The organism is Asaia prunellae JCM 25354 (assembly GCF_000613885.1).
In the GTDB taxonomy this organism is placed as follows: domain Bacteria; phylum Pseudomonadota; class Alphaproteobacteria; order Acetobacterales; family Acetobacteraceae; genus Asaia; species Asaia prunellae.
This window is the reverse complement of sequence record NZ_BAJV01000006.1, coordinates 17464-31049: the sequence shown is the minus strand read 5'-3', so window position 1 is coordinate 31049 and position 13586 is coordinate 17464. Positions and strand designations below refer to the sequence as shown.

General features: G+C 56.7%; 9 protein-coding genes and 2 pseudogenes. 5 read left to right on the top strand and 6 right to left on the bottom strand.

All coding sequences use genetic code 11. The features are described 5' to 3' along the window. Positions 1-21: 21 nt before the first annotated feature. From JCM25354_RS06110 to JCM25354_RS06100, 3 genes and pseudogenes are all read right to left on the bottom strand, one after another. Positions 22-1476 carry an HlyD family type I secretion periplasmic adaptor subunit gene (locus JCM25354_RS06110; RefSeq protein WP_025885360.1) on the bottom strand — a complete coding sequence of 485 codons (1455 nt, stop codon included), beginning with the start codon at positions 1474-1476 and terminating at the stop codon, positions 22-24. A gap of 3 nt (positions 1477-1479) precedes the next feature. After that, positions 1480-3649: pseudogene (locus JCM25354_RS17095) on the bottom strand (peptidase domain-containing ABC transporter). Positions 3650-3919: 270 nt separating this feature from the next. Next, a complete protein-coding gene (locus tag JCM25354_RS06100) occupies positions 3920-4291 on the bottom strand; it encodes a hypothetical protein (RefSeq protein ID WP_025885359.1) in 372 nt (123 codons plus the stop codon). Between the two features lie 153 nt (positions 4292-4444). Between JCM25354_RS06100 and metH the strand changes: the two are divergent. Then, positions 4445-7951: pseudogene (metH, locus tag JCM25354_RS17090) on the top strand (methionine synthase). A 135-nt stretch (positions 7952-8086) separates the two neighbouring features. Continuing rightward, positions 8087-8836 (top strand): YdcF family protein, encoded by a 750-nt coding sequence (locus tag JCM25354_RS06090; protein WP_025885358.1) that lies wholly within the window; start codon positions 8087-8089, stop codon positions 8834-8836. Positions 8837-8910: 74 nt separating this feature from the next. On the opposite strand, the gene JCM25354_RS22300 is transcribed toward JCM25354_RS06090, so the two are convergent. The 3 genes from JCM25354_RS22300 to JCM25354_RS06080 form a co-directional block, all read right to left on the bottom strand. Then, the gene (locus JCM25354_RS22300) at positions 8911-9228 is read right to left on the bottom strand and encodes a hypothetical protein (protein WP_051537257.1); all 318 of its coding nucleotides are present in this window, start codon (positions 9226-9228) and stop codon (positions 8911-8913) included. Between the two features lie 8 nt (positions 9229-9236). Next, the gene (locus JCM25354_RS22295; protein ID WP_051537256.1) at positions 9237-9785 is read right to left on the bottom strand and encodes a hypothetical protein; all 549 of its coding nucleotides are present in this window, start codon (positions 9783-9785) and stop codon (positions 9237-9239) included. Between the two features lie 91 nt (positions 9786-9876). Continuing rightward, a complete protein-coding gene (locus JCM25354_RS06080) occupies positions 9877-10953 on the bottom strand; it encodes an alkene reductase (RefSeq protein ID WP_025885357.1) in 1077 nt (358 codons plus the stop codon). Positions 10954-11076: 123 nt separating this feature from the next. Here JCM25354_RS06080 and JCM25354_RS06075 point away from each other — a divergent pair, with 123 nt between their 5' ends. Genes JCM25354_RS06075 through JCM25354_RS06065 form a run of 3 tightly spaced genes read left to right on the top strand, consistent with a single transcriptional unit; the run spans position 11077 to position 13547 of the window. Next, positions 11077-11373 (top strand): ArsR/SmtB family transcription factor, encoded by a 297-nt coding sequence (locus JCM25354_RS06075; RefSeq protein ID WP_025885356.1) that lies wholly within the window; start codon positions 11077-11079, stop codon positions 11371-11373. A 58-nt stretch (positions 11374-11431) separates the two neighbouring features. After that, positions 11432-12556, top strand: coding sequence for a hypothetical protein (locus tag JCM25354_RS06070; RefSeq protein ID WP_025885355.1), 1125 nt, complete (start codon positions 11432-11434; stop codon positions 12554-12556). Beyond that, complete coding sequence (locus JCM25354_RS06065) at positions 12534-13547, top strand: hypothetical protein (RefSeq protein ID WP_025885354.1); 1014 nt, start codon at positions 12534-12536, stop codon at positions 13545-13547. Before JCM25354_RS06070 ends, JCM25354_RS06065 begins: the two co-directional genes overlap by 23 nt. Positions 13548-13586: the final 39 nt, after the last annotated feature.

Sequence of the window (13586 nt, the reverse complement as noted above, 5' to 3'; positions counted from 1 at the left end):
TTTCGAGCAAACTCACCGTACTCAGGACGGCTCCCTCAGCCCGTTTGTAGCAGCTGGTATCATCTTGCTGAAGAAATACTGCAGCATGGTCCTCTTGCCGACCTGAATATCTGCTGTGACAGGCATACCAGGTGTAGGATGGAAGAAGCTCGGCACACCATGAAGCGTATAGCGATCAATGCGCAGACGTACGCGATAGAAACCGGTCTGCGAAGGATCATCATCTCCAGAAGGCGGCTGTCCCATAGCAGCGCTCTTCATGTCACCCGGCGTGAAAGCATCGGCACTGATCAGACGTACCGTACCTTCAGCCCCGCCATACTGAGTATACGGAAAGGTGGAAAATTTCATCAGGGCGTGATCACCAAGCTTGACGAAACCGGCGTCATTACCTTTGAGCACAGCCTCCATTTCAAGAGCTGCGCCTGTCGGAACAATGGCCATCAGCATCTGGGCAGGAGAAATGACTGACCCGACAGAAAGCTTGGCAATATTGAGTACGACGCCATCCTGCGGCGCTTTAAGAACGACGAGCTTGTTACGCAATGCCGCCTTGTCATATTCGCCAACCGATTCATCAAAATGGTGCTGGACCTCGGTCAATTGGGTATAAACCTGCGCTTTCCAGTTCTGCACATAGGCATCACGCTCGGCCTGCACCGATGCCAGCTTGGACTTGGTTGCGGCAGCTGTCTGCTGAGCTTCGATCTGCGCACGTTCCGCGTCCATGAACTCGCTCTGGGCGGCGAGAGTAGAAAGTTTACTCCCTACCTGATCAGCCTGCAAACGCCGTCGCATCTGCAGCACTTCATTGGCGACACGACCACGGCTCTGATGCATGGCCGCATTGGCCAGCGCGCCATTCATCTGGCTCTGAAGCGCTGCAATTTCCTGATTGAACTGATCAATCTTGGCCGTGTATTCCGCATGTCGCCGCTCATAGGAAGCAGCCTCGCGCACAGAGTAGCTGTTATCGAGATCGGGCGTGTAAGGCTTGCCATCTGCTTCAGCACGCAGACGCGCCAGTGTTGCCTGATAGGAGTCACGCTGCGCCTTGAGATTGACGATATCGGCTTTGGAAAGCGTCGGATCGAGATGGGCCAGAATCTGGCCTTTCTTTACATATTCCCCGAGCTCGACATCGATAGACCGTATGATCGACATTTCCAGCGGCTGGATGATCAGATCCCGATCAACGGCAACAAGCCGACCAGGGGTGCTGACTACCTTGTTGAGCGGGAAAACCGCTGCGGCAATCAATCCGGCAATGAACAGGGCTCCGACAATCCAGATGATATAGCGTGCCGATGCCGTCGGGGGCATATTGACCAGCGCGGCACTTGGAGAGTGGAACTCGAGCAATGCCAGGGGCATGCCCTGCTGGGCAAACGGATCATCTGCCTGGCGCGGCACGTGTGGCTGGATTCCACGGCCTTCCTCTTTCCCGTCTTCGGGGACAATATCCTGATTGCTCACGGCTTATTCCTCATCCATCAGCATGGGATCGTCATTCTGATCAGTCTGATCGGTGTGCCCGCCCTTTGCCCGATGTTCATGGCGGTTCTGCTGTATCCAGAGCATGCGGTAAATCTCGCAACGCTCAAGCAAAACGGCATGAGGCGCCACATCAATAACCTTACCCTTGTCCATGACGCAGATCTGGTGACAGTCAACAAGCGACGACAGTCGATGCGAGACGATCACCATCGTGCGGCCCTTGCCAATACGCTGCAAATTGGCGTTGACCAGCGCTTCACTTTCCGGATCGAGAGCTGAAGTCGCTTCATCCAGAATCATGAGCTTCGGATCACTGATTACGGCGCGGGCAATGGCAAGACGCTGCCTCTGACCACCCGATATATTGGTCGACCCTTCCTCGATCGGCGTGTCATAACCTGCAGGCATACGATCGATAAACTCTTCTGCACCCGCCAGACGGGCAGCGCGGATGACATCATCCATGGTATAACCTGGACGACCTGCCGTGATATTGTCTCTCACGGAGCCGCGAAACAGAAAGTTATCCTGGAGTACAACGCCGAAAGACCGGCGCAGATGACTAAGGTTGATTTCACGCAACTCCACCCCGTCGAGACGCAGATAACCGGTGTAATTGCGACTTACCCCTTGCAGCAAACGGGTCACAGTCGATTTGCCCGAGCCTGAACGTCCGACAAGACCCAGCATTGTGCCCGCAGGAATCTCGAAATTGACGTCGTTAAGCGCCTTGACCGTCGATCCTGGATAACTGAAATCGACCTGCGAAAAGGAAAGTGCGCCCTTGATCGGAGGCCTGAGCCCCGATGTCAGAGCCTTGGTCTCGGTGGGCTGGTTGAGCACTAGCTGCCTCTCCCAGTGCGGTCATTACCTCGTTGAGATCTTCAAGAATTTTAGCAAGCCCGACCAGTGGCTGCGCCACACGACCACCCAGCATCATGAAGGCCATGAGGGCGCCTGCCTGTATGCTGCTGGAACCGGAAAGAATGAGATAGGCGCCTACAAGAATGATCCCGCGATTGATAAACATGTCGAGCGGCATAACGAGCGTGCTTGGCCAGTTCTGCATGCGCCCGGCCGCCAGCTTCCAACGGATAACTTCCGCAGTCGTCTCGTCCCATTTGTCACGACGTGTACCTTCGAGAGCAAGCGTCTTGACAGTGCGAATACCGGCAACAGTCTCATAGAGAATGGAGGAGCGGTCCATTTCGGCATTCATCAACCGGTTATAGACGCGTGTCATCGGCGGCAGGAAGATCATGATGATCAGACCAATGAGACCGGCAGAGGCCAAAGTCAGCCAGGCAAGGGTCGTGCTCATGACGAAAAGGACCGGAAGAATCACGACCAGCGTGAACATGTCCAGAAACGTGGACATGAGCTTGCCCGTCAGGAAGTCACGCACCTTGTAGATGGCCATATAACGACCGAGAACGCGCCCCGTCTGCTCACGTTCGTAGAACTCCAGCGGCAAGGCAAGAAGACGGTTGAACGCATGAAGCGAAATACGTGTGTCGATGCGGGTCGTCATGACCAGTGTCAGCTCACGCCGACCATAGGTCAGAAGCGTCTCATAGAAGCTCAGGATTATGACGATGGCAGTAATAGATACCAGCGTGGACATCGAATGGTAATTTACCACACGATCAATCACCTGCATTACGATCAGCGCCGGGAAGATCTGCAGGATAGCCAGTATCATGGAGGCGAAAAGAATGTCACGCAGTGACTTCTTCTCGCGCATGACGACTTTGACGAACCACATAAGGTCGAAAGGCGCATCGGCTTCCGAAAGATCTCTCCGCCGTTTGACCAGCAGGATATCGCCGGTCCAGACTTGGGAGAGACGCAGTTCATCGACCGCTACCGGAATACTGCCCTCATCCCCGAGCGGATCACGCAGCCAGACAATATTCTTTTCCGGGTCAGCACGCACCATCAGCGCTGCAGAACCATCGCGGAACATCAGGACGATCGGCGGCGTATTATACATGCGAACAAGGAAACGCCATTTGATGCGCATGCCCTTCGCCACGGCACCATTCTCATTCAGCCAGCGCGCCAAGGACGCTGGAGAAGGAGATGGCTCTCCAGGCTCGGCTGCAAAATCACGGATATCGAGATCCAGCCCATGATATTTTGCTGCGGCCATCGCAGCGCGCAGTCGGATATAAACGGGGTTCTGGTTTTCGCCATCCGCAGCGAGGCCATCACGATGCTTCACGAAGCTTCCTTTTGTGTTTCACTTAGCAGCTCAGACTCCAGGCCGCCCGGACCGGGCAAAACCCCTCCCCATGTCGAGCAAGAATTTTCAGTTTCATCTCAAGTTCAAGAAAATGCTGCAATATGCACCTAAACTCTCCATATTACGTAACCGATATTGTGTAAATTCCTCTCAAACTTTTCTAAAAAGACATAATATCTAAAATTTGTAACGTGCACTGACTAGGACGTCACCTTCCAGCACTTGTCTGACATGATTAACCTGATCTGCCTGACAGGCGATGCAGACAAAGGAAAACAACGGGCATCGCCGGCGTACGCGATCCATAAAAAGCTGACGCAGCACTGTGACAAGGGGATTCTGCCCGGAACAACAGGAACAAAACGGTTTGTGAGGCCCCCAGAGGAAAGGAATGGGAGGAATATCATGCGTGATAAGCCATACCTCGTCTTTTGCCTCACCATGCCCCAGACGCAGCAGTGCGCCTTTGCCCGGATCATCAGGCATGAGCAGGTTTGGGTCTCTTTCATTCTCCCTTACCAGCAGGGGTATGCGCGCAGTGTCCGGCACGGCATGTCCTTCTTATAAACCACTTTCGACGCACATAGTGATTGAATGTCACACTGGACATAAGAGGATGCCTCTGAAAAAAGCAGGCTATCGCAGTTTTTCCTGCTGCGCGCCCCCGACCGGGCCTGAATCCTGACAACGAGACCGATTGCTATCATGACACGCCCTCATCTGCTCGATGCCCTGCGCGACCATGTTCTGCTCTGCGACGGAGGCATGGGTTCACGCATCCAGATGCTCGATCTGGAGGTCGAACGTGATTACTGGGGGCAGGAGAACTGTACCGAGATCCTTACCCTGTCGCGGCCGGAACTGATCCGCGAAATTCATCGGGGGTATTTCGAGGTCGGCGCAGATATGGTGGAGACCAACACCTTTGGTGGCTCGATCGTGACTCTTGCCGAATTCGGTCTGCAGGACCGGGCACGCGAGATCAACCGTCGCTCAGCTGAACTGGCGCGCGAGGCCGCCGAGACCTTCAGTGACGGGCGCCACCGTTATGTCGTGGGTTCCATTGGACCAGGCACAAAGCTGCCCAGCCTTGCCAATATTGATTACGATACTCTTGAAGCCGGTATTATCGAGCAATGCCGCGGGTTAATCGATGGGGGCGTCGACGCTTTCCTGATCGAGACCTGTCAGGATACCTTGCAGATCAAGGCCGCCGTCAATGCCGCCAAGGCGGCGCGGCGCGAACTTGGCTCCGATGCACCTATTTTCGTCCAGGTGACAGTGGAGACAACGGGTACGTTGCTGGTCGGCCCCGATATCGCCGCTGCTGCCACCACCATTCACGCGCTCGATGTGCCGCTGATCGGCATGAACTGCGCCACCGGTCCGCAGGAAATGGCCGAGCATGTCAAATGGCTTTCCGAAAACTGGCCGGGCCTGATCTCGATCCAGCCTAATGCGGGCCTGCCCGAGCTGGTGAATGGCACCACCCACTACCCGCTCTCTCCGGCTGAGATGGCAAGCTGGTCGATCGCTTCATTACAGAAGACGGGCTGAACCTCGTTGGCGGGTGCTGCGGCACCTCCACCCCGCATATTCAGGCACTGGATGAAATGCTGCGCCGCCGAGGGGGCAGCACCTTCCATCGCCCTGCCCCGGTCAAGCGCATTCACCACTGGGTGCCGTCCGTGGCGAGCCTCTACAGCCAGACGCCGCTCCGTCAGGAGAACTCCTATTTCTCGATCGGCGAGCGTTGCAACGCCAACGGCTCGAAGAAATGGCGCGAATTGCAGGAAGCCGGTGACTGGGATGGCTGCGTCGCCGTCGGGCGCGAACAGGCCGCAGAAGGCTCGAATGCGCTCGATCTCTGCACCGCCTTCGTCGGTCGCAACGAAATCGCCGAAATGAACGAGGTCGTGACGCGCTTCACCTCATCGGTGAACGCGCCGCTGGTGATCGATTCAACCGAAACGCCGGTCATCGAGGCCGCGCTCAAGCTGCATGGCGGCAAACCCATCATCAACTCCATCAATTTCGAAGATGGTGAGGGCCACGCCGAAGACCGCATGATTCTGGCGCGCAAATTCGGCGCTGCCGTCATCGCCCTGACCATCGATGAAGTCGGTATGGCCAAGACGGCCGAAGACAAGCTGCGCATTGCCGAGCGTCTGGTCGATTTTGCCTGCACCAGACACGGTCTGCCCCAATGCGATCTGATGATCGACCCGCTGACGTTCACCATCGCCACCGGCGTGGAAGACGACCGCAAGCTGGGCGTCTGGACGCTGGACGGCATTCGCCTGATCCGCGAGCGCTTTCCGGACATCCAGATCATTCTGGGCCTGTCGAACATCTCTTTCGGCCTCAACCCCGCAGCCCGTGCCGTGCTGAACTCGGTCTTTCTCGATCATGCGGTCAAGGCCGGTATGACGGGTGCCATCGTGCATGTCAGCAAGATCCGCCCGCTGCATCTGATTGCCGCCGAAGAGGTAAAGGTCGCTGAAGATCTCATCTTCGACCGTCGTAGCGAGGATTACGACCCGCTTCAGAAGCTGCTGGAGCTTTTTGCAGGCCGCAAAGCCGCCGATGCCGTGCAGAAGCGCCGCGCCGAAACGCCTGCCGGGCGCCTGAAAGACCGCATCGTCGATGGCGACCGCAAGGGGATTGAAGACGATCTGGCCGCGGCAATGGAAGAAATGCCCGCGCTCGACATCATCAACACCGTCCTGCTCGACGGCATGAAGGTGGTCGGCGAGCTGTTCGGCGCGGGCAAGATGCAGCTTCCGTTCGTGCTGCAATCCGCCGAAACCATGAAGACCGCTGTGGCCTGGCTCGAGCCCTACATGGAGCGCGTCGAAGGTCAGGCGCGTGGTACGATGGTGCTCGCCACGGTCAAGGGCGACGTGCATGATATCGGCAAGAATCTGGTCGATATCATCCTGACCAATAACGGCTATCGCGTCATCAATCTGGGCATTAAGGTGCCTCTGGCCGACATGATTGCCGCGACCAAGGAGCATAATGCCCATGCCATCGGCATGTCGGGGCTTCTGGTCAAATCGACCGTGATCATGCGCGAAAATCTCGAGGAAATGGCGCGGCAAGGTATCGACGTTCCGGTGTTTCTTGGCGGCGCGCCCTGACCCGCAATTACGTCGAAGAGGAATGCGCCCGCTCCTACGGCAATGACGCCCCCGGTCGTGTGGCCTATGCCCGCGATGCCTTTGACGGGCTCTCGCTGATGGACAAGGTCGTCAACAACCAGTTCGACGATTATCTGACCGCCATCCAGACGAGGCGTGCGGGCAAGAGCCAGCGCAAGACCGAACGGCGCCCGAAATCGCCGAAACGCGCGGCTTCACGCCCATCGACCCGGAGCAGGCACGCGCCCGTCGCGCCCGCGTTGCGGGATCGGTACCGGTTTCGACCCCGCCCTTTTGGGGGGCTCGCGTTGTGGAGTCGGCTCCGGCTGCGGTTCTGCCCTTCCTCAATGAGCGCTCGCTCTATCAGTTCCAGTGGGGGTTCAGGAAGCAGGGGCGCTCGCTCGACGAATTCATGACCTACGCCAAGCAGGAGCTACGCCCTGTTCTGAAGCGGATGCTGGCGCTCTGCGCGGAAGAGGAAATTCTCAAACCACAGGCCATCTATGGCTATTGGAAAGCCGCAGGCGACGGCAATGATCTTGTTCTGTTCGAAGAAGACGGCATAACCGAAGTCGCCCGCTTCGCCCTGCCGCGCCAGCCGCGTGAAGACGGCGAATGCATTGCCGATTTCGTGCGCGACATCGGCGAGTCAGAGCGCGATGTGATCGGCTTGCAGGTCGTGACCGTCGGGCAGAAGGCGTCGGATCTGGCGCGCGACTGGTTCGAAGCCAATCGCTATCAGGACTACCTCTATCTGCACGGGCTTTCGGTCGAAATGGCTGAGGCCATGGCGGAATATACGCATAAGCGTATCCGTGCGGAGCTTGGTTTTGCCGCGGAGGACGACCGCGACATGGAAAAGATGCTGGCACAATCCTATCGCGGCTCGCGCTATTCCTTCGGCTATCCGGCCTGCCCGCGCCTGGAAGATCAGGAGCCCATCCTGAAATTGCTGGGCGCGGAACGCATCGGCGTGTCGCTTTCGGACGGTTATCAGCTTCATCCCGAGCAATCGACCTCGGCCCTCGTCATTCTCAACCCGCGTGCGAAGTATTTCACGGTCTGACTCGAGTGTGATGCCGGGTTTACGTCCGGCATCGGCAATACTGGAGTCCGCATGAATTACTGGCGCAATCAGAAACATCACTCCTGTTGATTGCGCCGCCCCTTGCGAGGGGGAAGAGTCAAAAAAGGGATCGCGATGTCGGAGAGGTTCGCAGCATTACATACCCCTGAAATCAGGGAACGTGCCGATCGGATTGCCGCATTTCTCGCCCTTACCAGTGTAGATGACGCCCCGAACCGGATCGATCTCATCTGTCTTGCGGGCAATGGCGTTCTGGCCTGTGTCGATCACGCCGCACGCCTTGCCCGTCATCATGGCTGTCTTTTGTTAATAACGGGCGGGGTCGGCCACTCGACTGCCCCCCTGATGGCGGCCCTTGCTACGCGTCTGAACTGCGCGCTTTCGACCCTTGCCGGTCTCTCCGAGGCCGAACTGGTTGCCCGTCTCATCATCGCCGACGCGCTTGTTGCGCCCGATCAGATCATTCTGGAAACCCGCTCGACCAATACGGGTGAAAATGCTGCCTTCACGCGCGATACGCTGGATGAACGCGGCCTCACGCCCCATAACGTCGTGCTGATTCAGGACCCCTTGCTCCAGCGACGTACGGAGGCAACGTTCCGCCATGTCTGGCGGGACACCCAGACCCGCTTTTTTTCCTCGCCGCCTTTCGTGCCGCGCCTTGGCGACACGCAGACAACAGAGGCGTGGGCTGATGAGCGTTATCTTTCGCTTTTACTTGGAGAAATTCCTCGTCTCCGCGACGATGCTCAGGGCTATGGCCCGAAAGGCCAAGGCTTTATTGGACATGTCGAGATACCGGATTTTATCGGCGCCGATTACGCCATCCTGAAGGCCCGTTTTGCACAACAATCAGAACGATAGGGTCGCTCGCCCTCAGGTCTTTGGTCTTGATCATGCGGGCAATCCAGAAGAAAGCCCGCACCATCGCTCCATCGTCAGTATTGGTAGGCCAGTCCCGCATGCAGAACCAGACCGTTCTGGAATGCCCCGGAAGAATCGATACCCGTCTCCGAATAGGACGAGGCAGAAGAGGCATAAGAGTAGCGGCTCGTGGCGTGACCGTAATCCGTATAGGCGTAATCGCCGCCCCCCGTCAGATGAAGATGCCGGGTCATACGGTAATCGAGCCCCAGTCCTCCTTCCCACCGTGATTGTACGCCACCGTGATACATGAAGCGCCGCTCAAGCTGTGCTGCCCAGCCAAAACGCCCGCGAAGGACAAGCCGGGAATTAAGCGCGTAATCCGCCTTCACACCCGCACCTACGAAGGTGCTGGAACCGTCATCGCCATAGGTGTATTCGCCTTCGGTGAGATACCCCCCTGCGCGAACGGGGTTAAGAGCAGATTGTTGTGCAGAAGAAGAAATCCCTTGCCGATTTCACCCCGCGTATAGGTCGAGTGGGATCCTGATCCTTCTCCATACTGCGACGTACTCGCCCCGTAGAGAGAGGTGCTTGAGGAATAGCTTCTCTTGTAGTTCCGGCTACCCGATCCAAGAACAAACTGAGCCGCGACATAGACATTCTCGACCGATCCGACAGTAAACATGCTGGAGGCATCGACCTGAAAGCCTGGCACCCAGCCGATACGACGATAACGGCTATGTGACGTTGAGCTGTAAGCCGGATAATAAGCGGACGATGACGTATTATAGCTGTAGGTACCTCCGCTGACACGGTTGTCGAACAATCCGGCCATCGAGAGGCCAATTTCGCGATTGACCGCCACTACGGGCAGAGGATCTGCCAGGGCCGTTGAGACGGTCAAGATGGAGGCAAGAGAAAGCACAAGACCGGAAAATTTGCTCATGAGGATTCCAGAAAGAAACGAAATGTATCTCTCTGGAAACCAATCTTAAGCACTCAGTCAATGTTTCGACGGGGCAATTAAACGAAAGTCATCATTCGTTATAAAAAGGATAATCCGTGTACCCCTCTTCACCCCGGCTGTACCATGTTTTCATATTGTCCGCCTGAAGCGGAAGATCGCGCTTTAGACGCTCTGGAAGATCAGGGTTCGCAATGAATTTACGACCGAAAGCGATGGCGTCTGCGGTGCCGTTAGCGACCGTTTCGAGCGCCTCCTCACGTGTATAGTCCTGATTCAGGACCAGACCGTTCTTGAATACTTCACGAATCGGCCCATGCAGCTTCGGCTGGTCGGTCTTGCCGAAAGTGCCGTTCGGTCCGGGTTCGCGCAGTTCGAGAAAGCCGATCCCCAGATCATTGAGTAGTTTGGCGGCGGGCACGAAGACCTTTTCCGGGGCGCTGTCGATGCAGCCCTGGGTATCACCATTGGGCGAGAGACGCACTGATACGCGCTCGGCGCCGATAGTCGCGATTATCCGTTCGGTCACTTCACGAAGCAGGCGGATACGGTTCTCGGGTGAGCCGCCATATTCGTCCTCGCGATGATTGGTGCCATCGCGCAGGAACTCATCAATCAGATAGCCATTAGCCGCGTGAATCTGCACGCCATCGAAGCCAGCCTCGATCGCGTTACGAGCTGCCACTTCATATTCGCCCAGGATACGGGAGATATCGTCCTTCGTCAGCGCCCGCGCCTGCTCGGGGTCCTGCTTGCCATCATAGGTGTGGAGCTGCCCCGGTGCGGAAGTCGGCGAGCTTGAGACAGGCTGCTGCCCGGTCACACTGGAATGCACCATGCGACCCATATGCCAGAGCTGGACGACAATCTTGCCACCCTTGTCATGTACGGCCTTCGTGATCGGCTTCCAGGCCTCGACCTGCTCGGCAGACCAGATACCCGGCGCATAGGGCCAGCCAAGACCTTCGCGGCTGATACCGGTCGCCTCGGAGATAATGAGCCCCGCAGAGGCGCGCTGTGCATAATACTCGGCCATGATCGGCGTCGGCACATGTTCGCGCGTCCCGCGGCCGCGCGTCAGCGGCGACATGAGTATGCGGTTCTTCGCGTCGATAGCGCCAAGCTGGATCGGATCGAACAGAGTTGTCATAATGCTGTGTCCTCATGAACCCGTGGGGGTTTAATTCGATTTTGATCGAACAATATCAGGAATGGGGACGCGTCTGCCTCAAGACAACCCCTCCCCCGCATTTTTTGGAACCGGACGACGCCGATGGCTGACTATGACCACCCCGCTTCAGAAAGCCTGACCCTGCTGGGCGTCCTGCGCGGTCTGGCCGACCCGATCCGTCTTGAAATCGTTCAGCACCTTGGTTCGGTTCCCGAGGCCAGTTGCGCCGCCTTGCTGGGTGACCGCCCCAGATCGAGCATGTCACATCATTTCCAGGTACTTCGTGAAAGCGGCCTGCTGCACACCCGCATACAGGGGGTGCAACATTTCAATTCTTTGCGCAAAGCTGATCTTGATGAGCGTTTTCCCGGCCTTATGGAGGCTATTCTTGCAGGATAGGCGCCTCTGGACCATAGAGAGGAGAGTAATAAGCGCCTAGGCATGAAAGGCCGAGATAATGCCCCATTTTCTGCTCTCCTGGCATGGTACGATCCTTTGTCATGATTCAACTCGCATTTTCCCGGCCTCCCTTGATGACGCAGATGCTGGGCGTGCAACACCCATATTAATTGATACCGGGAGCAGTCTGGTCCCAGAGCTTTCCTCACACTCGATCCACCCTGACATTGCTCCTGATTTTCCCGGGGCTGTTGCCCTGCGATCGGGAGAAACCTATCTGACCGTCACTTCCGAAGGAAACGTAGGGGAGAGTGAGACCCGTGACCAACAGGCACTGTTTCTGCCTTTGTCCAAGGATATTCTTCCCCTTCTCAACGTCCTGACATCCAGAGACTGGGCAGACGGAAATGGTCATGTTGTCCGAGGACAACTGAAAGAACTCTCTCTTTTCCTGGGAGAGACCCGTCTCGATCCGCGCGGTTTCGAAAACGGTCCGGAAGGAACAATCCTTCATCATGTTTCCGGAACAGTTCTGCACTCCTGGCCCAACGAGAATGTGGAACGGGCCCTTGCTGCAGTGCGCTCTGCCTCTGAAACGGGAGAACCGGGAAAACACGCAATCTGGGCGCAATGGTCGGAGCTGGAAGGGCAGATCGCGCTTGTACATGCCCACCGCGACCATCCCCCTCATCTTTATTATCTTGCGCGCCTTTGCACACTGCTTGGTCTGTTCAACGAAGCCAATCTCTGCCTTGATGCCCTGAGAGGGGCTATAAATGAGATAGATCTTCTTGTGGCGCGATCGATTGTGGCAAGTTGTGCCGAAGACGACATCGTGAGCGCGCTTCTCCTCAGTCAGGCTTTCAAGAAAGCCACGTTGACCCGGCTTGAAACAGCCGAAATCGAGGATTACGCCACCCGGATCCGAATGGGGGAATTCACCCACAAGCGGGTTCTGAACGACATGAGGTTCAGGTATCAGATTGCTCTTGATGCCGCTTTTGAAACCGCATTGATGCCTTACAGCTTCCTCAGAATTCTGAATATGGAATACGCCTGTATTATTATCAGGAACTCGAACACGCCTGGAGCAGCTGTCCCCGATCAGGCGCGCCGCCTTTATCGCACGCGAAGAGCATCTGAATGGTGTCTCCCACGCCTTGCACCTCGCCAAGGCACATAATTCCTGGCTCAACCGTGATTTCGCCGATGCCAACATCCATTATGACAAGGCACGCAGCCTGGCCATCGCCAATGGTTATGGTTTTGTTCATTTCAACTGTGGAACATATTCCTGGTTGACTGATACGCCACGCCCGCCAGAGCCCCATCCAATCAGTGTAGCACACTGGGAATGGCACTGGGCTCCCGCGCCACAGACAACGCCTGAGGTATGCCTCGTTCTCGGATGCGATTCGACCTATTTCAACTTCTTCCCCAAGCTCCTTGCCTCTCTCATTCAGGCAGCAGAGACGACCCCCCCCTCTGCTACCATTCGTGTGGTTTTGGGCGTTGCTCTCCCCACAAGGGAGCAGCTCGCCTTTCTCAGGGCCTGCAGCCAGGCTCTGGCCGAGAAAAACCATGCCGTGCAGCTCAGCTTTGCCTGGGGAACGCTGAGCCATCCAGATGGCGCAAGCTATACATGCATCCGCTATATGCTGCTGCCCGAGATCACGAGGCAGTATTCCTGCCCCATAATCACACTTGATATCGACGCCATGATCCCGCGCGACTTCACGAATCTCCTGCGCACCCTCAAGGCAGAGTATGATTACGGCTTCCGCCTCTACGCTTTTGATCGCGAAGGACACCAACTTGCCGGCGAGCCATGGGGCTTTGGGGCCACTGTTTCCTATTTCGGCGAAACAGATCAGCTGCCATTGCTCGCGCAGGAGTTACATGATTACGTCGTTACCGCCTATAATTCGGCCAATCCGACCAACTGGTGTGTCGATCAGTGCGGGCTTTCTGCCGTCTATCACCGTCATATAGCGCCACGATGGAACTCACTGCGTATCCGTTTCATGGATGACGACCCGGCTATCGTAGCCATGCCGCATCATTACGGCATGGACAAGGACAGTTTCCGCGCCTGGGACGGGATTGTGGATATCGTACCGGTTTACACATCACTTGGCATCGACCCGGAAACTGCCCGTCATCTGGGGCAATAAGACCCGGTAGGAGCAAACTGAAAAGCCCTTCATCACAAG